This is a genomic window from Arthrobacter sp. Leaf141 (assembly GCF_001424565.1).
Classification (GTDB): Bacteria; Actinomycetota; Actinomycetes; order Actinomycetales; family Micrococcaceae; genus Arthrobacter.
The window spans coordinates 134,309-157,254 of the sequence record NZ_LMOL01000045.1 but is presented as its reverse complement, the minus strand read 5'-3'; the positions used below and the strand labels follow the sequence as shown (position 1 = coordinate 157,254).

Genomic DNA, 22,946 nt, shown 5'->3' with positions numbered 1-22,946 from the left:
GAACACCACGGGGCAGCCGGCGGCGAGGGCGGAGGCGGTGTCACCACCCGCCGTCGAGAAGGCGAGCGGGAAATTGCTGGCACCGAAGACGGCGACGGGGCCCAGCGGGATTTGGCGTTGGCGGATGTCCGCCCGGGGTGCGGGGGTGCGGTCCGGAAGGGCCGGGTCGATGCGGATGCCGCGGAAATCGCCCTGGCGGACCACTGCAGCGAAGAGCCGGAGCTGGCCGGTGGTGCGGGCGCGTTCGCCGGTGAGGCGGACGGTGGGGAGGCCGGTTTCCTGGGTGGCGCGGGTGATGAGGTCTTCGCCGATGGCTTCGATGTTGTCCGCGATCGCTTCGAGGAAGGCGGCGTGGGTTTCGGGGTCCAGGGTGCTGAAGGAGGGGTACGCGTCAGCGGCGGCGGAGGTCGCCGTCGTCAGCTGTTCCTCGGTGATCAGCGAATACGCGGGCTCGAGCTGCTCATTCGTGGCGGGATTGAAACCGAAAGCGGTTTTGCCGCCGCCGACGACAGGCCGGCCGGCGATCAGGGAATGTCCGGTGAGTGTCACGGTATTTACTCCTAGAAGGAAGGTGGTCAGGAGAGGGTGGCGATGAGGGCTTTGAGGTCCGCGAGGTCCTGCGGCGCCAGGTTCTGCAGCGGGGTGCGGACCGGGCCTGCCGAACGGCCCACCGCGTCCAGGCCGCCCTTGACGATGGACACGGAGTAGCCCTTCACGCGGTCCCTGATATCCAGGTACGGGATAACAAAGTCGTTGAGCTTCCGGTTCACGGCGGCACGGTCGTTGTTGCGGACGTCCCGGTAGAAATCCAGGGCAAACTGCGGGACAAAGTTGTACATGGCGCTCGAGTAGGTGCTCATGCCCAGCTGCAGCAGGGGAAGTGCGAACGTCTCCGCCGTGGGGAGTCCGCCCAGGTAGAAGAGCCGGTCGCCAAGCTTGGCGTAAACCCGGGCGTCGTGCTCCAGGTCGCCCACGCCGTCTTTGAAGCCGATCAGGTTCTCGTGCCGGTCCGCCAGGAGGGCCACCGTGGTGTCCTTGTAGATCGCGTTGGCGCGGTTGTAGATGATGACGCCCAGTGAGGTGGACCTGCAGATGGCGCTGACGTGCTCGGCCAGTCCAGCCTGGTCCGCCTCGGTGAGGTAGGGGGGAAGCACCAGGATCCCGTCGGCCCCTGCGGCCTCGGCGGCTTGCGCGTTCTCGATGGCCTGGGCCGTGGAGCCGCCGGCCGAGGCGAGGACGGGAACCAGTGAACCCACTTCGTCGACGGCGGTACGCACCACGCGTGCCGATTCCGCCGGGGTCAGGGAGAATCCTTCGCCCGTGCCGCCTGCAGCGAACAGGCCGGCAACGGGAAAGCTGGCCTGCCAGGCAAGGTGCTTACGGTAGTTTTCCTCGTCGAACGCCAGCTCGGCGTCGAAGGACGTGACGGGGAAGGAGAGCAGTCCCTCCTTGAGTGTTGCGGCGAGTTCCTGGGGGGTGTACTTGGCCATGGTGTGTTCCTTTGATTGCGGCGCCGGCTGGCCGGCGGAGGGCTGTTTTCTCCCTTCAGCCTAGGAATGCTTTTGATGCCTGTCCAAGATTTTTAATGGATAGATTGATACCTTGCAGGTATCTACGATGTCAGACGGCTTAGCTGACCAGGACTGGGCGGTGCGGCCCGCGCTGGGCTACGGGCCGGCGTCGAACTCCAGGTCCTGCAGCAGCCGTGACAATGCCGGATTGCTGACCTTCCGGTTCCACAAGGCGTACAGCTCCACCTGGTTGCCGGGTGCGGGCGCCAAGGGAAGGAACTCGACGCCGCTGATGCCCAGCACCGTGGCGGAGGAGGGGACAAGCGCCACCCCGCGCTTGGCCGCCACCAGCGAAACCATCGTCACAATCTGGCTGACGGTGTGCACCACATTGCCGTGGCGGATGGGCAGGAGCCGGACCACCAGGTCGTAGAAGTAGCGGGCTTGCGTGGGGGAGTGCATGATCAGCGCCTCGTGACTGAAGTCTTCCGGCCCGATGGGCCGGTCCAGCGCCGTCAGGGGGTGCCCGGCCGGGACCGCCAGCATCACGGCTTCGTGGGAGAGCAACCGCGAATCGAAGGTCCGGCTGTCAAAGGGCGGGCGCGCCAGGCCCAGGTCCAGTTCGCCGGTCAGCAGTCCGTCCAGCTGCTCGCCGGTCACCAGTTCCTGCAGTTCGATGTCCACGTCCGGAATGATGCCGGAGATCTGCTCCAGGAGTGGGCCCAGGACGCTGAAGCCGCCGGCCGCCGTGAACCCGATCCGCAGGACCCCGGAACGACCGGAAGCGATTCTCCGGGCTGTGGCAGGAGCCCGCTCAGCCAGCGTGATCAGGCGGCGCGCCTCGTCAAGGAACGTCAGCCCGGCGGGGGTCAGCTGCACCTTCCGGTTGTCCCGCTCCAGCAACTCGGTGCCGACGATCCCCTCCAGTTTCTGGATCTGGCGGCTCAAGGGCGGTTGCGTCATGTTCAGGCGTTCGGCGGCCCTGCCGAAGTGCAGTTCCTCGGCGACGGCGACGAACCCTGCCAGCTGGTCGAAGGTGAACATAATGCCTTCCGGGTATCAACGGTGTACGGCCAAATCCTTGGAGGCATCATATCTGGCGGCGGCGGCGGCGGCGGCGGGCGGGCGGGCGGTCCGCGCGTCAATCCAGCCGGGCCAGCTCCACCAGCGCATCCAGGACCTGAAGCTGGCCCTTGACCAGCTTCAGCCGGGCCTCTTCGAGGGAAAACCAGCGGGCATCGTCGATCTCCGGGAAATCCCGGATGGTGCCCGAACCCCTGGGCCATTCCAACGGGAAGGTGTTGCTGGCGATAATTCCGGGGTTGAAGTCATGTTCGGCGACAAACACGGTGATGATCTTCCCGCTGGACTGGCGGAATTCCCCCAGGAGGCGGTACTCGGCGTCCGGTGCGTCCGTCCCCATCTCCTCCGCAAATTCCCGCAGCGCGGCCGCCAGCGGGTCTTCGTCCGGGGTGTATTCGCCTTTCGGGATGGACCAGGCATGGGCGTCCTTCCGGGCCCAGAAGGGGCCGCCCATGTGGCCGATCCAGACCTCCAGGCCGGCGGCACTGTCCCGCCGGTAGAGCAGGATCCCCGCACTTCGGACCGGCATCTGGCTCCTCCCTGTGCCGGCGCGCGGCCGGCCCTGATCCGCCGTCCGGCGTTAACCCCGAATTCATGGCGCTGATCTAGGTTAAGCCCTCAGGCACTTTGCTCGAAGGGACCCATCATGGCCAGCATCGAGAACGTATTGGGCCGGCTGACGCCGGAGGAGCACACCGAGCTCCGCAACCTGGGCCCGCAGGGGCACCTGCCGCGGCACCTGCTTGAAGCCATCGACCGGGCGGCCGGGGGACCGGGCGCCGGGCGCGGCTACTACGTGTCCACCGGCAACGTGAGCTCCACCGGTGGAACCCTGGTGGTGCTGCGGGACGACGTCTCCGGTTGGCTCTTCGCGGACGAATCCCCGGACCAGCCGCGGCAGTCGTGACGGCGTGGGCGGCCGGACACCAGGCTGCCGCTAGCCGATGAGCAGGCTCAAGGCCTCGGTCAGGTGCTCCACTTCCCGCACGGAGAAGCCCGGCGGTACAGGACCGGGCCCGTTGTGGCTTGCCGGCACCACGGCATGCGTGAAGCCCAGCCGGTGCGCCTCCTGGATCCGCTGGTTGATACCGGGAACAGGGCGGACTTCACCCGCCAACCCCACCTCGCCAAAGGCAATCAGCCGGATGGGCAAGGGTTTCCGGGCCTTCGCCGACGCCACGGCCAACGCCACGGCAAGGTCCGTGGCAGGCTCGCTGAGCTTCACGCCACCCACGGTGGCCACGTAGGAATCGTCCTTGTGGAGCAGGCAGCCGGCGCGTTGCTGGAGGACGGCAAGCAGCATTGACACCCGCGAGCTGTCCAGCCCGCTGGTGGCCCGGCGCGGCTGGGAGTTGGGGCTTTCGGCCAGCAGGGACTGCACCTCAGCCAGCAGCGGACGCCTGCCTTCCATGGTGACGGTGATGCAGGTGCCGGACACGGGTTCCTTGGTGCGGCTGACAAACAGTCCGCTGGGATCGGTGAGGCCCTCGATGCCGTTTTCGTTGAGGTCGAAGCAGCCGACGTCGTCCGTGGGGCCGTAGCGGTTCTTGACGGCGCGCAGCAGCCTCAGCCGGGAATGACGTTCACCTTCGAACTGGCACACCACATCCACCAGGTGCTCCAGCAGGCGGGGGCCGGCGATGGAGCCGTCCTTGGTGACATGGCCAACCAGGAGGGTGGTCATGTTGCGCCGTTTGGCTGCGGCGATGATGGAGGCTGCCACTTCGCGGACCTGGGACACGCCGCCGGCGCTGCCGTCCACGTCCGCACTGCTCAGTGTCTGGACCGAGTCAACAATCAGCAGCCGCGGCTCGATTTTCTCGACCTGTCCCAGCGCCTGGCCAAGGTCCGTCTCCGCCGAGAGGTACAGGGATTCGGCGACGGCGTCGATCCGCTCCGCGCGGAGCTTCACCTGCGCCGCGGACTCCTCACCCGTCACGTACAGGACGTCCTGGGCGGTGCGGGCAAATTTGGCCGCCACGTCCAGGAGCAGGGTGGATTTGCCGACGCCGGGCTCGCCCGCCAGCAGGATGACGGCGCCCGGAACCAGGCCGCCGCCCAGCACCCTGTCCAACTCGTCCACGCCGGTGGGGAGGAACGCGGCAGTGGTGGCATCGACGTCGGCGATGCGCCGTGCCGGTTCCAGAACCGTGGTGGCGGCCGTGGTCCGGGCCACCGCCGCGCCGGTTTCCTCCACGGATCCCCACGCCTGGCATTCGCCGCAGCGACCCACCCATTTGACGGTGGTCCAGCCGCATTCGGCGCATTTGTAGGCTGGCGCCTTGGACGCCCGGGAAGTCTTTGTTGCCATGCGTCCAACCCTAGCCGCGGGCACCGACATCCCCGTACCTGCAGGACGTCACCGCGAGCCCATGATTGGCCGGATGGAGACTGCACCGGCGGGTAAAAGAGCCGCTAATCTATTCCTTGAAGTTCGCGGTCCAGCAGGGGCCGGGACTAAGCCCGTCGAATGGCCCATCAGTGACATCCAGCAGCGAAACAGCAGACCAGCGGACCCCCGTGACGCCGCACAACACTTTCCTGGACTGCCCCACAGGGACCGTCAGGTATTACTTCGCGGAAGGCGTCTTCCACTGGTCGGCCGGGCTGTACCGTATCTATGGATACGAAAAAGGGGAGATTGTTCCCTCGATGGACATGGCGCTCGCCCACATCGAGCCTGCAGACCGCCCGACAGTCCTGGCGTATTGGGATCATGTTGCCTCCGTGGGGGGACCCGCATCGATTTACCTCTCCATCCGCGACGCCAAAAACCGTCAGCACAAGTTGTTGTTTTCCGCGGACTACATCCTTGAGGGAGATGCGCCGGTTGGCGTGTGGGGCGTTGTGGCGGACCTGACCCAATCGATTCACACGGACCGTCACCAGCTCGCCACGGAGGCCGTTGCCGCATCAGCCCGCAGCAGGGCGGCGATTGAGCAGGCCAAGGGCATTCTGATGGGCCGCACCGGCGTCGATGCGGACGGGGCATACGCCCTCATGAGCCAGTTGAGCAACGAATCAAACCGCAAGGTGTCCGTGATCGCCCTCGAAATCATCGAGCGTGCCACCGCTTCCGCCGCAAGCGGGACAACACCGGATCACCCGCTGCTCCAGTAGGGCCCACACGTCAACGCAGCAAACCAGCCCGCCTCCGCAGGAACTAGGGTCGGACGCCAAGGCCCGCCAGGTCCGGGACCAGCCACCGGTCGCCGGCCCGCTCCAGCGGAACCCGGGCCACCACTGCCGCGGACTCCGTGGGAATCGCGCCGAGGAGGCGTGGCACCGGGGGTGTCCCGCCGTCGGCCGGCCCTTCCGGATCCCAGGCGACGGCGACGCCCTCCGCGGCCAGCGCTTCCTCGTCGAGCACCACCAGGACCAGCGGAATGGCCAGGTCCGCATAGGTCCCCGTCAGTGCCCAGGCCAGCTGCGAGGCGGTGGCGGCGTGGATGAAGCCGGTGTCATCAAACATGGTGGCGCGGGTTGCCACGTCGTATTCGCCGAAGCGGGCGCAGGCCTCCCAGTCATCCTCGATGGCCACATGGACCAGGCGCTGTCCGCTCATGATGAATCCTTCCTCGTAATGAAACGCCATCGTGTCATTAAGTGCGTAGAATCGCTACTGCAGCCAAAGTGAAGGAGCGGTGCATGGAACTGGAACGCAAGCGCGGCAGGCCGAGCGCCGGCGAACGGGCAGAGCGGCAGCAGCGGATCCTCGATCTGGCCATCCGGCTCTTTGGCCACTGCGGTTTTGCGGGGACATCCCTGGACGCGCTGGCGGATCAGGCCGGGGTTACCAAGCGCACCATCTACGCCTATTTCACGGACAAGGAGGGGCTGTTCACCGCCGCGGTGGACCGCCAGCACGCGTACCTGGCGCAGGCGCTGGAGCCGGAAACTTCCCTGGCGGAGGCGGCCGCGCGGATTGTGGAGAGCCTGCATTCGGATGACGCCGTGACGCTGCACCGGATGGTCATCGCGGAGGCACCCCGCCTCCCCGGATTGGCTGCGGCCTTCTACCGGCACGGTCCGCAGCGGTCCATCAGCTTCCTGGCCGCGCTGATTGAGCGGACCCCATCGCCAGCCCCCCGGGAGGCCGCCGAAGCGCTCTACACGCTGCTGCTTGGCGAGGCGCACCGCCGGCGGCTCCTCGGCCTGGCGCCGGCACCCGACCAGGAGCAGGCGCGGGCCCACGCGCGCCGCGCCCTGGCCCTCATCTGCCCGGACGCCGCATAAACCGTATTCCAACCGGAAAAGCACTTGCCCGCAGCTTCCGCCAGCCTGTATAGTCAGGTCCCGAAGGCGATTTCGCCTACAGGATTGTTACTCGGCAACGAGGCAAGACCTGAGAAGCACACTCCGTGCATCTCGGGTCTTTTTTTGTGCCCAAAAATAGACAGAGAGGTCTGAGATGGCAAATGTGGACTACCGGTCGTTGGCCGGAGATATCCTCGAGGGGGTGGGTGGCGAAGCCAACATCGCCAGCGCCACGCACTGCGCCACCCGGCTCCGGCTCAAGCTGCGGGACGAATCCAAAGCGGATACCCCGGCAGTGGAGAAGCTGCCCGGCGTCATCACGGTGATGAAGGCCGGCGGCCAGTACCAGGTGGTCATCGGCGACAACGTCCCCACCGTCTACGCGGAACTGGGCAAGCTGACCCGGCTCGGCGATGACAGCGCGCAGGAGCAGGAAGCCGCCCCGCAGGGCAACCTGTTCAACCGATTCATCGACATGATCTCCGCGATCTTCTCACCCATCATCTGGCCCCTCGCCGGCGCCGGCCTGCTCAAGGCCTTCCACAGCCTGGCCACCCAGCTGGGCTGGCTGGACCCCGTTTCGCAGACCAGCATCGTCCTGGCAGCGGCAGCGGATTCCTTGTTCTACTTCCTGCCGGTCTTCCTGGCCGTCACCGCAGCCAAGCGGTTCAAGGCCAACCAGTTCACCTCCATGGCCATCGCCGGCGCCCTGGTCTACCCCAGCATCGTGGCCCTCGCCGCCGCGACGGAACCCCTGAGCTTCGCCGGCATCCCCATGGTGATGATGAACTACACCAGCTCCGTCATCCCCATCATCGTGGCCGTCTGGCTGCAGGGCTACCTGGAGCGTTTCCTGATCCGCGTGCTCCCCGCCGCCATCCGGAACTTCACCACCCCGCTGCTCACCATCGTTGTGATGGTCCCGCTGATCCTGCTCACCGTTGGCCCCGTCACCACCTTCGCCGCGCAGGGCCTCTCCTCCGGCATCAACGCCGCCTTCACCTTCGCCCCCTGGCTCGCCGGCGGCATCATGGGCGGATTCTGGCAGGTTTTTGTCCTCTTCGGCCTGCACTGGGGCCTGGTTCCGGGCATGCTCAACGAAATCAGCACCCAGGGCTACTCCCTCCTCATGGGTCCCCTGGTGGCGGCCGTCCTGGCCCAGGCTGCAGCCACCCTCGCGGTAATGTTCCGCACCCACAACAAGGCCCGCCGCGCGGTAGCCGGCCCCGCAGCGCTCTCCGGTTTCCTGGCCGGTATCACCGAACCCGGCATCTACGGCGTCAACCTGCCGCTGAAGAAGCCGTTCTACTTCGGTATCGCCGGCGGTGTGGTGGGCGGCGCCATCGCAGCAGCAGGCGGCAGCGGCGCCACCGCGTTTGTCTTCCCGTCACTGCTGGGCCTGCCCGCTTTCGGAACGGTGGGCAACTTCGGCCTGCAGCTCGCCGGCACCGGCGTCGCCGTTGCCATCGCCTTCGCCCTGACCTTCTTCTTCGGCCCCCGCGAGGCAGCGGCGCCTGAATCGGCCGACGCCGGCACTTCCGGCCCGTCGCCCGCAGAGGCTGCGCTGGAGGCGGCTTTGCCCGTCCCGGCTGCAGCGGTCACCGGCGCCGTGGATATCATCGCCCCGGTCGCCGGGCAGGCAATCGCCCTGGCCGACGTGCAGGACAAGGTCTTCGCCTCCGGCGCCATGGGCAAGGGCCTGGGCATCATCCCGGCCGACGGCCGCATCTACGCCCCGATCTCAGGCTCCATCAAGGCGGCCATGAAAACCGGCCACGCCTACGGCATCAAGTCGGACAGCGGCGTGGAAGTCCTGGTCCACATCGGCATCGACACCGTCCAGCTGGACGGCCGCGGCTTCGAAGCTGCCGTGACCCGCGGCCAGCAGGTCCGCGCCGGCGACCTGCTCGCCGTCGTCGACCTCGCCGCCGTCGCCGCGGCCGGGTACGACACCACCACCCTGGTGATGGTCACCAATACCGCCCAGCTCGCCAGCGTGGACGCCGTCACCGGCGGCACCCTGGCCCAGGGCGACACCGCCATCACCGTCCAGGTCTGACCGGCACCTGCCGGCTTCCCCATTCCCGCACTGCAAAGGAAACGTACTGTGACCACCACATTCCCCAAGGGCTTCCTCTGGGGCGGCGCCACCGCCGCCAACCAGATCGAGGGCGCGTACAACGAGGGCGGCAAGGGCCTCTCCATCCAGGACGTGATGCCCAAGGGCATCACCGAGACCCCCACCGCGGGCCCCACCCCGGACAACCTCAAGCAGGTGGCCATCGACTTCTACCACCGCTACGAGGAAGACATCGCAGCCTTCGCCGACCTGGGGTTCAAGGTCTTCCGCTTCTCCATCGCCTGGAGCCGCATCTTCCCCCTCGGCGATGAGGCCAGCCCCAACGCCCAAGGCCTCGCGTACTATTCGCGTCTCCTGGACGAGCTGGAAAAGCATGGCATCGAACCGATGGTCACCATCAGCCACTACGAGACGCCCCTGCACCTGGCCCGGAAGTACAACGGCTGGACCAACCGGCAACTGATCGGCTTCTACGAAAACTACTGCCGCGCCCTGTTCGAAAACTTCGGCGCCCGGGTGAAGTACTGGCTGACGTTCAACGAGATCAACTCGGTCATCCACGAGCCGTTCCTCTCCGGCGGCATCCCCACGCCCAAGGACCAGCTCACCCAGCAGGACCTGTACCAGGCCATCCACCACGAACTGGTGGCCTCGGCCCGCGCCACCAAGCTGGCCCGCGAACTGATGCCCGCCGCGCAGGTGGGCTGCATGATCATCGCGCTGCCCACCTACCCGCTGACCCCGGACCCCTCGGACGTGGTGGCAGCCATGCACACCGCCCAGGACAGCTACGCGTTCGGCGACATCCACTGCCGTGGCGAATACCCGGGTTACCTGCTGCGCAGGTTCCGGGACCAGGGCATCGAGCTGGAGATCACCGTCCAGGACAGGGAAGACCTCAAGCACACGGTGGACTTTGTCTCCTTCAGCTACTACATGAGCATCTGCGAGACAGCGGACCCGGCCAAAAAGATCAAGGGCGCCGGCAACATCATGGGTGGCGTCCCCAACCCCACCCTCAAGGCCTCCGAGTGGGGCTGGCAGATCGATCCGCAGGGCCTCCGCGTGGTCCTGAACGACTACTGGGACCGCTGGCAGAAGCCGCTGTTCATTGTGGAGAACGGCATCGGCGCCGTGGACACCCTGGTGGAGGTCGACGGCGGGAAGACGGTGGTTGACGACTACCGGATCGACTACTTCAACGACCACCTGGTCCAGGCCGGCGAAGCCATCGAGGACGGCGTCCAGCTGCTGGGCTACACCTCCTGGGGCTGCATCGACATTGTCAGCGCCTCGACGGCGCAGATGAGCAAGCGCTACGGTTTCATCTACGTGGACCGGAACGACGACGGCACCGGCTCGCTGGCCCGCTACCCCAAGAAGTCCTACGGCTGGTACAAGGAAGTCATCGCTTCGAACGGCGCCAGCCTGAAAAAGTAGTACCCCGCTGAAACCCGCTCAACGAAGAATGGAGGACGACATGGAAGTGTTGCGCGTATTCAACAACAACGTCGTCCTCGCACGTGCGGCCGGTAAGGGCGAAGTTATCCTTACCGGCCGCGGCCTGGGCTTCCAGGCCAAGCCCGGCCAGCAGGTGGACGAGGCCAAAGTGGTTCAGGTGTTCGTCCCGGAGGATGGGCGCAACGCGGACAACTTCGGCGCCCTGGTGGCGGCCATCCCGCCCGAACACCTGGCCCTGGCGGACCAGGCCCTGGAAATAGCCCGTGCCGGAATGTCCGGGCCGCTGAACTCCACCACCGTGGTGGCGCTCGCGGACCACCTGAGCTTCGCCATCAAACGGCTCCGCCAGGGCCTGGCCATGGACTACCCGCTGCGGGCCGAAGTGGCCCACCTGTACCCGGACGAACTCCGGATGGCGCAGCAGATTGTTGACTACGTCAACCGGCAGCTGGCGGAGAACCTGCCGCCGGAAGAGGCCATTGCCATTGCCTTGCATCTGGTGAACGCCGGTTTTGCCAGCGGCGACCTCTCCCACACGTACCAGATGACAGGGGTGTTCGCGCAGCTGTTCGAGGTGCTGGAACAGGCTTACGGGCGGGCTTTCGACCGGGAAACGGTGAACGCGGCCCGCTTTATCACGCACCTTCGGTATTTCTTTGTCCGCGCCCACACCGGCAGGCAGCTCGCCGAAGGCGCCACCGGACTGGGCCTGGCCATCCGGCAGGCGTACCCGGATGCCTACGGCACGGCCCTGAAGCTCCAGGCGGTCCTGGAACTGCGGCTGGGGGAGCCGCTCACCGAGGACGAAGTCACTTACCTCACCCTGCATGTGGCCCGGATGGCGGACGATCTCCGCCTGTCCCAGCAGACGGCCGGCTAGAGCGCCGGCAGCACGTCCCGGGCTTCCTGCGCGTCCATTCCCGTGGCCTCCAGCAGGTCCACCATCAGCGGCCGGAACAGCATCACCACCGTTTCGCCCTCCAGCCGCTGCACCTGGAGCAGCTTAGGATGCAGGCGCAACGCGATTTCGCTCAGGTCGCGGCGGGCAGTGCGCAGGTGTGCGCGGCGGGCACCGTCCTGCTGTTCAGCCAGGCCAAGGGAGAGTTCCTCGATGGCGGCAGCGGTTTCCTGCAGCACCTCGGCGATGTTTTCCGTGGCCTCGTCGGAGAGGGCCGCGTGGTTGATGGCGCTGGTGAGCCTGCGCGCGAACACCCGGCTGTTGCGCAGCGCCAGGTCGATGAAGTCCAGCGATTCCTTCAGCCGGTCCAGCTCGTCGCGGTGCCTGCGGTAGGCGGGGGCCAGGGTGGCCACCTCGCCGGAGGTCCGCAGCGACTGGCGCATTCCGTCCACCAGCGGCTGGCAGTTGCGGCCCCGGATGAGCGCGTGCCAGGCCTGCGTGGAATCGCTGTTGGCCAGCGCGTCACCGCATTCGCGCAGCACCTCGGCCAGTTCGTGCAGCAGTTTCCGGACGTCCTTGCGCGGTTCCCGCCGGGGATCCTTGGGAATCAGCACCGTGATCAGCAGGGCGAAGAGGCCGCCCACTACGGCGTCGATGCTCCGGGTGAACGGTCCGCCGTCGGGCGCCGGCAGGAGCACCACCAGCAGTGACTGCAGCCCCAGTTGCGTGGTGAAGATGGTGCCGCTGTCCAGGAACCGGGCCAGGAGGATGGAGAAAAGAAGCACGACGGCGGCCTGCCAGATTCCGCCGCCCAGCCAGTGCAGGAGCAGGTCACCCACGGCGATGCCGATGGTGCAGCCCAGCCCCACCTCCACCACCCGGCGCAGCCGGGGTTCGCGGGAGAAGCCCAGGGCAAGCAGCGAGGACGTGGCAGCGAACAGCGGCCCGGAATGCCCCAGCACGTATTCGGCAAACGCGTAGGCGCCCACCGCGCAGACCGTCATCTGGATGGCCGGGACCAGGGAGTTCCTGCTGCGGATCATCCCGGTCCTGATGCGGCCGTGCAGGAACCGCCTGCCTGCTGAAAGTCCTGCTGCGGAAGCCATGCGTTCCAGTCTATGGCGGGGGCGTGTACTACGGCCCGAAGTGTGATCTGCGCAATGGTGACCCGGCAGTTGTAAGCCAATATCCCGCGGTCGTTAATTCTCCGTTCACTTTGGGGCGCCCGTCCCGTTACCTGCACCCCATAGCTTTCTTGAAGGTACTGAACGTACGCATCGCGCAGCAGGGCTCTCCGTTCCCTGTCCGCACCTGAATCACCCTGGAAGGGGTACATCCTGTGAAGGCACTTCGCTTCGGCCGCCACGCGGCTCTCGCTGTTATTGCAGCCGGCGCTCTCGCGCTCACCGCCTGCGGTTCTGACAACGCCACCGGAACCACGCCCGCCGGCGACTCCACCTCAGCCGGCCCCAAGGTCACCGGCACCCTGACCGGCATCGGCGCCTCCTCCACCGGCGCAGCCATGGACGCCTGGAAGGCCGGCTTCACCGCCGCCAACTCCGGCGCCACCGTGCAGTACTCCCCGGACGGCTCCGGCGCAGGCCGCAAGGCCATCATCGACGGCTCCGCCCAGTTCGCCGGTTCCGACGCCTACCTCAAGGACGAAGAGCTCGAAGCCTCCAAGGCCCAGTGCGGTCCCGACGGCGCCATCAACATTCCCGTCTACATCTCGCCGATCGCCGTGGCCTTCAACGTCCCGAACGTCACCGAGCTCAAGCTCGACGCCGCCACCGTCGCCAAGATCTTCCGCGGCGAAATCACCAACTGGAACGATCCGGCCATCGCCGCCCTGAACGAGGGCACCACGCTTCCGGACCTCAAGGTCACCCCGGTGAACCGCTCCGACGACTCCGGCACCACGTCCAACTTCACTGACTACCTGGCCGCAGCAGCCCCCGAGGTCTGGACCGACAAGTCCGCAGGCGTCTGGCCCGCAGCCCTCCAGGGCGAAAACGCCAAGGGCACCTCCGGTGTGGTCAAGACCGTCACCGACACCCCGGGCGCCGTGACCTACGCCGATGACTCCGCCGTGGGCGGCAAGCTGGGCACCGCAGCCATCAAGGTCGGCGAGGAATTCGTCAAGATCTCCGCCGAAGCAGCAGCCAAGGCCGTTGAAGCAGGCAGCCCCGTCGAAGGCCGCTCGGCCACCGACGTTGCCATCAAGCTGGACCGCAAGACCACTGAAGCCGGCGCCTACCCGGTGGTCCTGGTTTCCTACCACGTGGTCTGCAGCACCTACGCCACCCAGGAAACGGCTGACCTGGTGAAGGCCTTCGAAAACTACGTGGTCTCCGATGCCGGCCAGCAGGCAGCAGCGGACTCCGCCAAGTCGGCGCCGCTCTCCGCCGCCCTCGCGGAGAAGGCCACCAAGGCGATCGAGTCCATCAAGGTCAAGTCCTAACCAAGCATTGACCCCACGTTCCCCGCTCCGCCAAAAAGCGGGGCGGGGAACGTGGTTGTGTCCGCTTCATCCGCCAGCTCCATTTCCCGATCGAAGGGCCGTCGAATGACCGCCACCTCCCTGACCAGCACCCAGGGCGCAGGCCGCGCCGGGGATAAAGTCTTCTCCGGCGCCGCGCTCGCCGCCGGTTGCCTCATCCTCGCCGTCCTTTTCGGCGTCGCACTCTTCCTTGTGGTCCAGGCCATCCCGGCCCTGACCGCCCCCGCCGACGAAATACAGGGCGGCGCAGGCTTCTTCACCTACATCGGGCCCATCGTGGTGGGCACGCTCATCGCCGCTGTCATCGCCTTGGTGATCGCCACCCCGATCGCCATCGGCGTGGCGCTGTTCATCTCGCACTTCGCCCCCCGCGGCCTCGCCGCCGGCCTGGGCTACGTGGTGGACCTGCTCGCTGCCATCCCCTCCGTGGTCTATGGCGCCTGGGGCGCAGCGTTCCTGGCCAAGGAAATCTCGCCGATCTACAACTGGCTGGCCGACAACATGGGCTGGCTGCCCATCTTCCAGGGCCCGGCGTCCGCCACCGGCAAAACCATCCTGACCGCAGGCATCGTCCTGTCCGTGATGGTGCTGCCCATCATCACGTCCCTGTCCCGCGAAATCTTCCTGCAGACCCCCAAACTGCATGAAGAGGCCGCCCTGGCGCTCGGCGCCACCCGCTGGGAAATGATCCGGATGTCCGTCCTGCCGTTTGCGCGGCCGGGAATCATCAGCGCCATCATGCTGGGCCTGGGCCGTGCCCTGGGCGAAACCATGGCCGTGGCCCTGGTGCTGTCCTCCGGGGCACTGACCGCCAGCCTGATCCAGTCCGGAAACCAGACCATCGCGGCGGAAATCGCCCTGAACTTCCCCGAGGCGAGCGGACTGAAGGTCAGCACGCTGATCGCCGCAGGCCTGGTCCTGTTTGTCATCACCCTGGCCGTGAACATGCTCGCGCGCTGGATCATCAGCCGGCACAAAGAATTCTCGGGAGCCAACTAAATGACCTCCACCCTCACCCCCGTGCGCAGCAAGCGCTCGGCGCTGACCAAGGGCCAGTTGCCCAAGTACGCCCCGCTGGTGGTCCTGGCGGCCGCATTGATCGTCGGCGCCGCCATCCTGGCCCTGGTGGGCTTCAACGCTTTCGGCTGGGGCATCGTCTCGGCCGTCCTGTTCGCCGTGGGCCTGGTGTCCTGGAGCGCCGCCGTCGAAGGCAGCCGCCGCGCCAAGGACAAACTGGCCACCTGCCTGGTGGTTGGCTCGTTCCTCGTGGCGCTGCTGCCCCTGGTCTCGGTCATCTGGACTGTCCTGGTCAACGGAGTCCCCGGCCTGCTGGCCCCCGGCTTCCTCACCAGTTCCATGAACGGCGTCACCGGCGTCTATGACAACCGGGCGGTGGAGGACGGCGCCCCGGTGCTGGGCGGCATTTACCACGCCCTCCTCGGCACCATCCAGATCACCCTGCTGGCCACCATCATCTCCGTTCCCGTGGGCCTGCTCACCGCGATCTACCTGGTGGAATACGGCAATGACGGCCGGCTGGCCCGGGCCATCACGTTCTTTGTGGACGTGATGACCGGAATCCCGTCCATCGTTGCGGGCCTCTTCGCGGCCGCCTTCTTCTTCGCGGTGGTGGGGCCGGGCACCAAGACCGGCGCCGTGGCCGCCGTCGCGCTTTCCGTCCTGATGATCCCCGTAGTGGTGCGTTCCAGCGAGGAAATGCTGAAGATCGTGCCCAACGAACTCCGTGAGGCTGCCTACGCCCTGGGCGTGCGCAAGTGGCGGACCATCCTTAAGGTGGTCATCCCGACGGCGATCTCCGGCATCGCGTCCGGCGTCACCCTGGCGATCGCCCGCGTCATCGGCGAGACGGCCCCCATCCTGGTGACGGCCGGGTTTGCCACCAGCATCAACTCCAACGTTTTCGGCGGGTGGATGGCCTCGCTGCCCACCTTCATCTACACGCAGATCCTGAACCCCACCTCGCCGGCCAACCCGGACCCGTCCTCGCAGCGGGCGTGGGGCGCCGCCCTGGTGCTGATTATCCTGGTGATGGTGCTGAACCTCGCGGCCCGGCTGATCGCCCGCGTCTTCGCGCCCAAAGCCGGCCGCTGACCTCCAGCCGCCCCGCCCGGGCCACCCCCCCCCATCAATTCATCCCAGTCAGTGAAGGAATACCATGTCTAAGCGCATCGACGTCAAGGACCTGAACGTGTACTACGGCGATTTCCTCGCCGTGGAGGACGTCACCATCAACATCGAGGCCAAGTCCGTCACCGCCTTCATCGGGCCTTCCGGCTGCGGCAAGTCCACGTTCCTGCGGACGCTGAACCGCATGCACGAGGTGCTCCCCGGCGCCCGCGTTGAAGGGGAAGTGCTGCTCGACGGCGACAACCTCTATGGCCCCGGCGTGGACCCGGTCACGGTCCGCTCGCAGATCGGCATGGTGTTCCAGCGGCCCAACCCGTTCCCCACCATGTCCATCCGGGACAACGTCCTGGCCGGCGTGAAACTGAACAACAAAAAGATCTCCAAGGGCGAAGCCGACGTCCTGGTGGAGCGTTCCCTGCAGGGCGCCAACCTGTGGAATGAGGTCAAGGACCGCCTCGAGAAGCCCGGCTCCGGGCTTTCCGGCGGCCAGCAGCAGCGACTCTGCATCGCCCGCGCCATCGCCGTGGAACCCCAGGTGATCCTGATGGATGAGCCCTGCTCCGCCCTGGATCCCATCTCCACGCTGGCCATCGAGGACCTCATCAACGAACTCAAGGACCAGTACACGGTGGTGATCGTGACCCACAACATGCAGCAGGCCGCGCGTGTGTCCGACAAAACCGCGTTCTTCAACATCGCCGGCACCGGCAAGCCCGGCAAGCTGATCGAGTTCGGCGAAACCCAGGGCATCTTCAGCAACCCCACCCAGAAGGCCACCGAAGACTACGTCTCCGGCCGCTTCGGATAAACCTCTGGTGCCGGCGGACCCAGGAGGCAGTTTTCCGTTTCCGGCAGGCCGTCGCCCGGGGGCCTGCCGTTATTCCGGGACCTCCAAGTGGAACCCGCAGCGGCACTTCAGCACCCGCGTTGGCAGCGAAATGGCGCTGAGCCCGGCGTTGGTGTTGGCGTTGCGGTAGCTGAGCCGTTCCACCTCGTGGTCCGTCCCTGCCATGGGAAATCCGCAGTGGATGAAATCCTCGCCAAAAACCATCACGCCGGCTATTCCGCGCACCTGGTTGAGGGCTGCTGAGACGTCCGCCGAGTATGCCGGGTGTTCATGGAACAGCCGGCAGCCGTCGCAGGTGTAGGACACCGTGACCAGGTCCCCGTCGGAACTGCCCAGGGCAATGACGGCGTGGATGGTCAGGTGGTGTTCGGTGCCGCAGTTGCCGCACCGGAGCTGCCGGGGTTGGGGCGGGAGCCGCCGTTGATTCGGGATGGACAAGGCGTGCGCTCTTTTCCATGTGGTGCATACGTAGCCGCCGATTCGCTGCAGCGGCACCCGTCCGCTGCCCTGCATACGACGTCGAACGGCAGTTCCGGCCCCCTTGCGGAACATATGCTCGAATTTACGTCACCCCGGATGCCCTGTACAGGGTCCCGCGGGTGTTCAGTGCTCCAGCGGCGTCAGCGCCAGGGCGAGCACGAACCCGAGGGCGGCCGCCGCCACGGGGGTCAGAAGCCACAGACCCAGGATCCGGATCACCAGGCGGCGGTTGGTGACGGAGAAGTTCTGGTTCTCCCCGGCGCCGAGGACCGATGCGGTCACCAGGTGCGTGGTGGACAGCGGCCAGTGCAGGCCGATGGCACCCACAAACAGCATCACGGCGCTGAAAATCTGCGCGACTGAACCCCGTAGCGGATCGATCCGGGTGATCTTGTGGCCAATGGTGTAGGAGATGCGCCAGCCGCCAAAGAGGGTCCCCGCGGTGATCATCACCGCGGAAAGCAGGGCAACCCACACCGGAATGGAGCCGCCGTCGGCATAACCGGCAGCCAGCAGTGCCAGCAGGAGGACGGCACTGACGCGCTGGCCGTCCTGGAGACCATGCCCAAAGGCCACCGCGCCGGCCGCAATGGCCTGGCTTCGCCGGAAGCGCTGGTTCACCACATTGGGCTGGGTGTAGCGGGCGCCCCAGGTGGCCGGATAAACCAGCAGGAAAGCTCCGCTGTAAGCCACCACCGGCGACAGCAGCAGCGGCAGGATCACCTGGAACAGCAGCGACTGGTCCACCCCGCCCACGCCACCGCCGCCGACGGCCAGGCTCGCGAGCCCCGCGCCGGCCAGGCCGCCCACCAAAGCGTGGGTCGACGACGCCGGAATTCCGCGCCGCCACATCAGCAGCCCCCACGCACAGGAACTGACCAGGCCTGCAGTCAGGATCCCCAGGCCCTCAGGGCCGGGTGGAAGGCTGATCCAGGTCCTGGCGACAGCCACGGCGAGGCTGGCGCTCAGGAGCGCCCCCACCAGGTTGAAGAAGGCGGCCAGCAGCACGGCGACGCTGGGGGTCAGCGCCCTGGTCCGGGTGGCCAAGGCCACAGAGGTGGAAACGTCGCGGAAGCCGTTGAGGAAAGCAAACGCGGCGGTGAGCACCACCACCGCGCCGAAGATAACAGCTGTCACTTCAGGATTCCTTGACGATGATGCTACCCACCTGGGTAGCGATGCGCCGCATGTCCTTGGTGACTTCCACCAGCTGGTTGGCAATGTCACGGTTGCGGGAGTACTGGGCCCACTTCATGTCGGCGATCATGTCCGCCACCCATACCCGGTGGGTCCGTTCCGCACGCTTGGCCAGCCGCAGGATCTCGATCCAGTAATCCTCGAGGTCATCGAGGTTGTTCAGCCGGCGCATGGCGTCCACGGTGAGCTCCGCCTGCCTGCTGATGATTTCCAGCTGGTCCGCGGCGCGCTTGGGCAGCCGGTCCAGCTTGTAGAGGCCCACCAGGTCCGCTGCCGCGTCCATCTTTTCCATGGCTTCGTTGAGGTAACGGGAAAGGGCGTACATGTCTTCGCGGGGGAGCGGGTTCACGAAGCTGGTGCGCATATGGGTCAGCAGCGCAAAGTGCAGTTCCGCGGACCTGGCTTCATGGTTGTGCATGTCGTCAACGAGTTTGCCGTGCTCGGAGGCCGGAACGCCGAGGATTTCCGCCAGGGTGGCCGTGGCCAGCACAATCTGCTGCGCCATCTGGGAGAGGAGGTTCAGCCCGGCGGGCTCCTGGGGGAAAAGGCGCAGCTTCACGTGTTTACCGGTCTCCGGGGAAAGTACAGGGCAGGGTTTGCTGCCGTGTGACTTGACGCCGGCGCGCAACTGGGGCTAACTCTACCGGCCCGGGTCTGGTGCCTTGGAACGGGACCGGAAGAGGGCAGAAAAATGGTGCCGAACCGGATACGCCTCTCGGCGGTAGGCCGCTCTAGGCGGCTGAATGTTGAAGCCCGGGGGTTTCGCGGCTCGGCACCGGTTTCAGTGTTCTACTTTGGTTCGCGCAAGTCAACCTTGACAGATCCGGCGGCCCGGGTGCGGGCGGCCGTCAGTCCAGTTCGCCCAGCCGCCAGGCGTTGGCAGCGTGTTCCAGGTCCTCGGCCGTCTTCACCAGTTGGTGGGAGTTGCGGGTCAGCTTGCTTGCATGGGCTTCATTGGAGTGCTCGGCACCGTCGGCGATCGTGGCCTGGCCCAGCGCCACGACGCGGCAAAACGCGGCGGAACGTTCCAGCGCAACGTCGAACTCGCCGTCGAACGCCCCCGAAAGGATGGCGTCCGCCATAGCCGTCATTTCCTCGGCTCCGGGCGGCTCAGCAGCACCTGCCACCACGTTGGCCACCTGGGCCGTGTCCTTGCCGGCCCGGAAGTACACGGAAATCCGCTCGGGATCCTGGACCGTTGCCGCGCGGAGGGCGTAAAGCCGCCACAAGGCGCCGGGCAGGGACCGGGCGGGGCTTTCGGCCCACATTTCGGCGATTGCTTCCAGGCCCTGTTCGTCGGCGAGGCGGACCAGCCGTTCGGTGACGACGGGGTCGTCGCTGTCGCGGCCGTGCCGGACCAGCGCCTGGGCTGCAAGGTGGGCGGCCTCGGAGACCCGCGCCGGGTCCGCGCCGCCGGCAAACGGCTCGAAATCGATGGGGGCGAAAGGCTTCGGCTTGTGGTGCCGGTTTGCGCCGCCATAGGGAGTAGGTGCTGCTTGCTCGCTCATGCCCCCACGCTACTCCTGTGCCGCCGCTGAAATCGAGCGTCCCCCTGGCCTTCAGGCGTGGAGGGAGAGGCACGACGGCGGCGCCCGGGTCGCGTGCCCAGGCGCCGGATTCATGGGTTAGAGTATTAACGTCCAGAAATGGACTGGGCCGGAAGGTGCCGACGCTCTGCGTTTGGACCTCCGGTTGGGGCCTTTAGCTCAGTTGGTAGAGCATCGGACTTTTAATCCGTGGGTCGTGGGTTCGAACCCCACAGGGCCCACCCGCGAACGTGGTAATCCCCCGGCAGCCGCTCTGGTTGCCGGGGGATTTCTGCATTCCGGGACTACATGCCGGCAACCCGCGGCCCAGCGGAGGCCGGCAGCCACGCGGCACCCGCGGCAACGTCCGTGAAGCGCCGGCCGATCAGGGCGTACCCCGCCGGGTCCGGATGCAGCCGGTCCGGCAGGTGGGCGGCGTCGGCGGCGCCGAAGAGTTCCAGCCCGTCCACGTAGTGGAGGTTGCCGTCGTCGGCCTGCCGCTGCGCCACGGCGCCGGCGATGATGTCCCGGGCATCCTGCAGGGTGAGCAGCCCGTCGTTGGGCCGGCGGGGAAGGTCCGTGGCCAGGAAGGCGCCGTCCACCAGCCGGGACGGGCCCGGTCCCTGCTCGTGCTCCGGGCAGTGAATGGGGGAGATCAGCACCAGCGGCGTCTCCGGGTGGCCGTCCCGGATGGTGTCCAGGAACCCGTGCAGGGCCGGGGCGAAGGTCCGGCGCCGCAGGCTGGCGCTGTTGATGATGTTGATGCCCACCTTCAGTGTGATGAGCCCGGCAGGCTGGTCCCGGATGGTCCGCGCCACGAACTGGTCGAGGTGTGCGGAGCCGGCCAGCCCCAGGTTGAACAGGTCCAGGCCCAGGTTCCGGGCGGCGATCACCGGCCACACGCCCAGTGGCGTGTCCGCATGCGAGGCCTGGCTGATGGAACTGCCGTAATGGACCCATCGCGGTTCCCGGCGTGGCGCCGGCCGCAGCGGCTCCCCGGCGCGGACAGCATGGATCCTGAGCCGGCCGCGGTGCGGCAGCCACACGGAAACGGTCCGGCGGCGGCGGGGGCCGGGGAGCTCGAACCGCAGCACTGAGGGGGCGCCCGGCGTCAGGACCGGAGGGCGGTCGGGAAAGGTTTCCACCACGTCCCCGTCGCTGACCAGGCGGCTTTCCTCGAACCCGTCCGGGCCGGTGACGCTGATGGCTGCGGGCTGCAGCGGACGCCACCGCCAGGCGGCGGACTCCCGGATGAAGGTGGCCTCGATTTCCAGCCAGGCCGCCTCCGTCTCAAAGTCGAGCCGGACCCCGGAGGCTGTGGAATTGGCGTTGTGCAGGGCAACGTCGCCACCGAACTGCGCCTGCGCCCAGGCCGGCAGCCGGCGGATCACGGTCCCCCCGGGCCCGTGGCTGACGTCCAGGGCGCCGCGGACCGCCGCTGCCGCGGCGGCGGGGGACAGGTCGGAGCTCACGCGCGGCCCCGCAAGATGGCGACGATGGCTTAGCTCCCCTGCCCGGCGCGGTACACGTGGACCAGCGCATTGGCGTGGCCGTGGCCCATGCCGTGCACGGACTTCAGCCAGGCCACCTGTTCCGCGTGCTTGAGCCCGGCCACGGCATCCAGCGCCGCCAGCCAATGCTCAGCAGGCTGGCCGTACTTGGCTTCAATGGAAGGGAAGTAGGACCGCGGGCCCTTGACGTTTTCGCTCATCCAGCCATTCCAGCACGGTCCGGCGGGGCGCGGGGAGCACCACGCCCCGCCGGCACCGGCAGAATAGGCACATGGCAAACAGCAGCAAGGGCAGGATGCCGCGTCTCGAGGACGTGGCTGACATCGCCGGGGTTTCGCACCAGACCGTCTCGCGGGTGGTCAACAACCACCCCAACGTCAGCAGCGCCACGCGGGAAAAGGTGGAAGCGGCAATAGCCCAGCTGGGCTACCGGCGGAACACGGCCGCCCGGAGCCTGGTCACCCGGCGCTCGCAGACCATCGGGGTGCTGGCCAGCGAGCTGTCCCAGTACGGTCCGGCCAACACGCTGCTGGGGGTGGAGCAGGCCGCCCGGGACGCCGGATATTTTGTCAGCATCGCCGCGCTGCGGGAGGTGGGCCGGGAGGCCATTTCCGACGCCGTGAACCACTTTATGGACCAGGCAGTGGATGGCATTGTGGTCCTGGTGCCGCACGCGGATACCCTGCTGACGCTGGAGGAACTGAACCTGCCCGTCCCGGTGGTGGCCGTAGGATCCGCGGGCAGCGGCGCGGTGAGCGGCGCCATGGTGGACCAGCGCCGGGGCGCCAGGATCGCCGTCGAGCATCTTATTGCGCAGGGGCACCGGCGGATCGGCCACTTGTCGGGGCCGCCGGACTGGACGGATGGGTCCGAACGCGCGGAAGGCTGGCGGGATGCCCTGCGCGACGCCGGCCTGCCGGACAATCTCCTGCTGGAGGGGGACTGGAGTGCCGGCAGCGGTTACGGGATCGGCCGGACCCTCGCTGCCGGGCTCACGGCGACGGCCCTTTTTGTGGGGAACGACCAGATGGCGCTGGGCCTGCTGCGTGCCTTCGCGGAGGCCGGGGTGAAAGTGCCCGACGACGTCTCCGTGGTGGGCTTCGACGACCAGCCCGAAGCGGGGTACTTCACGCCGCCGCTGTCCACCGTCCGGCAGGACTTCGAGGAACTGGGCCGGCGCTGCATCGACGCCATGCTGAAGGAGATCGAAGCCGGCGCCGGCGTCAGCTCCATCGTGGTGACCCCCGAGCTGGTGCTGCGGGCCAGCACGGCACCTCCCGCCTGACCCGTTCCGGCAGCCCTGCCGCTGAAATTCCCCACCTTTGAGGCGGCCGACGGCGTGTCCCGGCGACCCGCCGTCGTCACCGGGGTGCCAGGCGGCAAAGGTGGGCAGATTCAGCGCCACCGGGCGCCCGATGCCCTTGACTCACATCTTGTTAGCGCTCAC

The 22,946-nt window shown here is 67.2% G+C and carries 24 protein-coding genes and 1 tRNA gene; 12 read left to right on the top strand and 13 right to left on the bottom strand.

Annotated elements, in window-relative coordinates; all coding sequences use genetic code 11:
• The 4 genes from ASF72_RS21165 to ASF72_RS19350 form a co-directional block, all read right to left on the bottom strand.
• A partial coding sequence (locus ASF72_RS21165) for an aldehyde dehydrogenase family protein (protein ID WP_235504797.1) occupies positions 1 to 549 on the bottom strand: 549 nt, incomplete at its 3' end.
• Between the two features lie 26 nt (positions 550 to 575).
• Complete coding sequence (kdgD, locus tag ASF72_RS19360; protein ID WP_056601637.1) at positions 576 to 1,490, bottom strand: 5-dehydro-4-deoxyglucarate dehydratase; 915 nt, start codon at positions 1,488 to 1,490, stop codon at positions 576 to 578.
• 177 nt (positions 1,491 to 1,667) lie between these two features.
• Entirely contained in the window at positions 1,668 to 2,555 is an 888-nt protein-coding gene (locus ASF72_RS19355) for a LysR family transcriptional regulator (protein ID WP_056601635.1), read from the bottom strand.
• Positions 2,556 to 2,652: 97 nt separating this feature from the next.
• Positions 2,653 to 3,123 carry an NUDIX domain-containing protein gene (locus ASF72_RS19350; protein WP_056601632.1) on the bottom strand — a complete coding sequence of 157 codons (471 nt, stop codon included), beginning with the start codon at positions 3,121 to 3,123 and terminating at the stop codon, positions 2,653 to 2,655.
• A gap of 117 nt (positions 3,124 to 3,240) precedes the next feature.
• Here ASF72_RS19350 and ASF72_RS19345 point away from each other — a divergent pair, with 117 nt between their 5' ends.
• Positions 3,241 to 3,501, top strand: a complete 261-nt coding sequence (locus tag ASF72_RS19345) for a hypothetical protein (RefSeq protein WP_056601630.1) — start codon at positions 3,241 to 3,243, stop codon at positions 3,499 to 3,501.
• Between the two features lie 30 nt (positions 3,502 to 3,531).
• Here ASF72_RS19345 and radA read toward each other — a convergent pair whose 3' ends face one another.
• A complete protein-coding gene (gene radA / locus ASF72_RS19340; protein WP_050684183.1) occupies positions 3,532 to 4,905 on the bottom strand; it encodes a DNA repair protein RadA in 1,374 nt (457 codons plus the stop codon).
• 170 nt (positions 4,906 to 5,075) lie between these two features.
• Between radA and ASF72_RS19335 the strand changes: the two genes are divergently transcribed.
• A complete protein-coding gene (locus tag ASF72_RS19335) occupies positions 5,076 to 5,714 on the top strand; it encodes an ANTAR domain-containing protein (protein WP_056601628.1) in 639 nt (212 codons plus the stop codon).
• Positions 5,715 to 5,757: 43 nt separating this feature from the next.
• Here ASF72_RS19335 and ASF72_RS19330 read toward each other — a convergent pair whose 3' ends face one another.
• Entirely contained in the window at positions 5,758 to 6,159 is a 402-nt protein-coding gene (locus ASF72_RS19330; protein WP_050684185.1) for a DUF952 domain-containing protein, read from the bottom strand.
• Between the two features lie 83 nt (positions 6,160 to 6,242).
• Here ASF72_RS19330 and ASF72_RS19325 point away from each other — a divergent pair, with 83 nt between their 5' ends.
• The 4 genes from ASF72_RS19325 (at position 6,243) to ASF72_RS19310 (ending at position 11,272) form a co-directional block, all read left to right on the top strand.
• A complete protein-coding gene (locus ASF72_RS19325; RefSeq protein ID WP_050684186.1) occupies positions 6,243 to 6,830 on the top strand; it encodes a TetR/AcrR family transcriptional regulator in 588 nt (195 codons plus the stop codon).
• Positions 6,831 to 7,005: 175 nt separating this feature from the next.
• A complete protein-coding gene (locus ASF72_RS19320; RefSeq protein WP_056601625.1) occupies positions 7,006 to 8,910 on the top strand; it encodes a beta-glucoside-specific PTS transporter subunit IIABC in 1,905 nt (634 codons plus the stop codon).
• A 48-nt stretch (positions 8,911 to 8,958) separates the two neighbouring features.
• Complete coding sequence (locus tag ASF72_RS19315) at positions 8,959 to 10,371, top strand: glycoside hydrolase family 1 protein (RefSeq protein ID WP_157371085.1); 1,413 nt, start codon at positions 8,959 to 8,961, stop codon at positions 10,369 to 10,371.
• A gap of 40 nt (positions 10,372 to 10,411) precedes the next feature.
• The gene (locus tag ASF72_RS19310) at positions 10,412 to 11,272 is read left to right on the top strand and encodes a PRD domain-containing protein (RefSeq protein WP_050684189.1); all 861 of its coding nucleotides are present in this window, start codon (positions 10,412 to 10,414) and stop codon (positions 11,270 to 11,272) included.
• Here ASF72_RS19310 and ASF72_RS19305 read toward each other — a convergent pair.
• Positions 11,269 to 12,396, bottom strand: coding sequence for an FUSC family protein (locus ASF72_RS19305; protein ID WP_050684190.1), 1,128 nt, complete (start codon positions 12,394 to 12,396; stop codon positions 11,269 to 11,271). The two genes, ASF72_RS19310 and ASF72_RS19305, sit on opposite strands and share 4 nt — an antisense overlap.
• Positions 12,397 to 12,629: 233 nt before the next feature.
• On the opposite strand from ASF72_RS19305, the gene pstS reads away from it, so the two are divergent.
• The 4 genes from pstS to pstB all read left to right on the top strand — a co-directional run bounded on the left by pstS (position 12,630) and on the right by pstB (position 16,746).
• Positions 12,630 to 13,751, top strand: a complete 1,122-nt coding sequence (pstS, locus tag ASF72_RS19300) for a phosphate ABC transporter substrate-binding protein PstS (RefSeq protein ID WP_050684191.1) — start codon at positions 12,630 to 12,632, stop codon at positions 13,749 to 13,751.
• A 105-nt stretch (positions 13,752 to 13,856) separates the two neighbouring features.
• Positions 13,857 to 14,789: a phosphate ABC transporter permease subunit PstC gene (pstC, locus tag ASF72_RS19295; protein WP_050684192.1), complete on the top strand. Its 933-nt coding sequence runs from the start codon at positions 13,857 to 13,859 to the stop codon at positions 14,787 to 14,789.
• The gene (gene pstA / locus ASF72_RS19290) at positions 14,790 to 15,902 is read left to right on the top strand and encodes a phosphate ABC transporter permease PstA (protein WP_050684193.1); all 1,113 of its coding nucleotides are present in this window, start codon (positions 14,790 to 14,792) and stop codon (positions 15,900 to 15,902) included.
• A 64-nt stretch (positions 15,903 to 15,966) separates the two neighbouring features.
• Positions 15,967 to 16,746: a phosphate ABC transporter ATP-binding protein PstB gene (gene pstB, locus ASF72_RS19285; protein ID WP_050684194.1), complete on the top strand. Its 780-nt coding sequence runs from the start codon at positions 15,967 to 15,969 to the stop codon at positions 16,744 to 16,746.
• Positions 16,747 to 16,815: 69 nt separating this feature from the next.
• Here pstB and ASF72_RS19280 read toward each other — a convergent pair whose 3' ends face one another.
• The 4 genes from ASF72_RS19280 to ASF72_RS19265 form a co-directional block, all read right to left on the bottom strand.
• The gene (locus ASF72_RS19280; protein ID WP_050684195.1) at positions 16,816 to 17,223 is read right to left on the bottom strand and encodes a hypothetical protein; all 408 of its coding nucleotides are present in this window, start codon (positions 17,221 to 17,223) and stop codon (positions 16,816 to 16,818) included.
• A gap of 165 nt (positions 17,224 to 17,388) precedes the next feature.
• The gene (locus ASF72_RS19275; protein WP_056601618.1) at positions 17,389 to 18,402 is read right to left on the bottom strand and encodes an inorganic phosphate transporter; all 1,014 of its coding nucleotides are present in this window, start codon (positions 18,400 to 18,402) and stop codon (positions 17,389 to 17,391) included.
• 1 nt (position 18,403) lies between these two features.
• Entirely contained in the window at positions 18,404 to 19,021 is a 618-nt protein-coding gene (locus ASF72_RS19270; protein ID WP_050684197.1) for a DUF47 domain-containing protein, read from the bottom strand.
• A 289-nt stretch (positions 19,022 to 19,310) separates the two neighbouring features.
• Positions 19,311 to 19,970 (bottom strand): hypothetical protein, encoded by a 660-nt coding sequence (locus ASF72_RS19265; protein ID WP_056601614.1) that lies wholly within the window; start codon positions 19,968 to 19,970, stop codon positions 19,311 to 19,313.
• 187 nt (positions 19,971 to 20,157) lie between these two features.
• Here ASF72_RS19265 and ASF72_RS19260 point away from each other — a divergent pair.
• Positions 20,158 to 20,230, top strand: a tRNA-Lys gene (locus tag ASF72_RS19260).
• Between the two features lie 63 nt (positions 20,231 to 20,293).
• Here ASF72_RS19260 and ASF72_RS19255 read toward each other — a convergent pair.
• Positions 20,294 to 21,460, bottom strand: coding sequence for an SGNH/GDSL hydrolase family protein (locus ASF72_RS19255; RefSeq protein WP_056601609.1), 1,167 nt, complete (start codon positions 21,458 to 21,460; stop codon positions 20,294 to 20,296).
• Positions 21,461 to 21,489: 29 nt separating this feature from the next.
• Complete coding sequence (locus ASF72_RS19250; protein WP_056601606.1) at positions 21,490 to 21,699, bottom strand: DUF4287 domain-containing protein; 210 nt, start codon at positions 21,697 to 21,699, stop codon at positions 21,490 to 21,492.
• A gap of 71 nt (positions 21,700 to 21,770) precedes the next feature.
• Here ASF72_RS19250 and ASF72_RS19245 point away from each other — a divergent pair, with 71 nt between their 5' ends.
• Positions 21,771 to 22,784 carry a LacI family DNA-binding transcriptional regulator gene (locus ASF72_RS19245; protein ID WP_056601603.1) on the top strand — a complete coding sequence of 338 codons (1,014 nt, stop codon included), beginning with the start codon at positions 21,771 to 21,773 and terminating at the stop codon, positions 22,782 to 22,784.
• Positions 22,785 to 22,946: the final 162 nt, after the last annotated feature.

Bases quoted from the DNA above. Each gene is read 5' to 3' on its own strand.
- kdgD (WP_056601637.1), bottom strand. From the start codon at position 1,490: ATGGCCAAGTACACCCCCCAGGAACTCGCCGCAACACTCAAGGAGGGA.
- ASF72_RS19355 (WP_056601635.1), bottom strand. From the start codon at position 2,555: ATGTTCACCTTCGACCAGCTGGCAGGGTTCGTCGCCGTCGCCGAGGAA.
- ASF72_RS19350 (WP_056601632.1), bottom strand. From the start codon at position 3,123: ATGCCGGTCCGAAGTGCGGGGATCCTGCTCTACCGGCGGGACAGTGCC.
- ASF72_RS19345 (WP_056601630.1), top strand. From the start codon at position 3,241: ATGGCCAGCATCGAGAACGTATTGGGCCGGCTGACGCCGGAGGAGCAC.
- radA (WP_050684183.1), bottom strand. From the start codon at position 4,905: ATGGCAACAAAGACTTCCCGGGCGTCCAAGGCGCCAGCCTACAAATGC.
- ASF72_RS19330 (WP_050684185.1), bottom strand. From the start codon at position 6,159: ATGAGCGGACAGCGCCTGGTCCATGTGGCCATCGAGGATGACTGGGAG.
- ASF72_RS19325 (WP_050684186.1), top strand. From the start codon at position 6,243: ATGGAACTGGAACGCAAGCGCGGCAGGCCGAGCGCCGGCGAACGGGCA.
- ASF72_RS19320 (WP_056601625.1), top strand. From the start codon at position 7,006: ATGGCAAATGTGGACTACCGGTCGTTGGCCGGAGATATCCTCGAGGGG.
- ASF72_RS19310 (WP_050684189.1), top strand. From the start codon at position 10,412: ATGGAAGTGTTGCGCGTATTCAACAACAACGTCGTCCTCGCACGTGCG.
- ASF72_RS19305 (WP_050684190.1), bottom strand. From the start codon at position 12,396: ATGGCTTCCGCAGCAGGACTTTCAGCAGGCAGGCGGTTCCTGCACGGC.
- pstC (WP_050684192.1), top strand. From the start codon at position 13,857: ATGACCGCCACCTCCCTGACCAGCACCCAGGGCGCAGGCCGCGCCGGG.
- pstA (WP_050684193.1), top strand. From the start codon at position 14,790: ATGACCTCCACCCTCACCCCCGTGCGCAGCAAGCGCTCGGCGCTGACC.
- pstB (WP_050684194.1), top strand. From the start codon at position 15,967: ATGTCTAAGCGCATCGACGTCAAGGACCTGAACGTGTACTACGGCGAT.
- ASF72_RS19265 (WP_056601614.1), bottom strand. From the start codon at position 19,970: ATGAGCGAGCAAGCAGCACCTACTCCCTATGGCGGCGCAAACCGGCAC.
- ASF72_RS19250 (WP_056601606.1), bottom strand. From the start codon at position 21,699: ATGAGCGAAAACGTCAAGGGCCCGCGGTCCTACTTCCCTTCCATTGAA.
- ASF72_RS19245 (WP_056601603.1), top strand. From the start codon at position 21,771: ATGGCAAACAGCAGCAAGGGCAGGATGCCGCGTCTCGAGGACGTGGCT.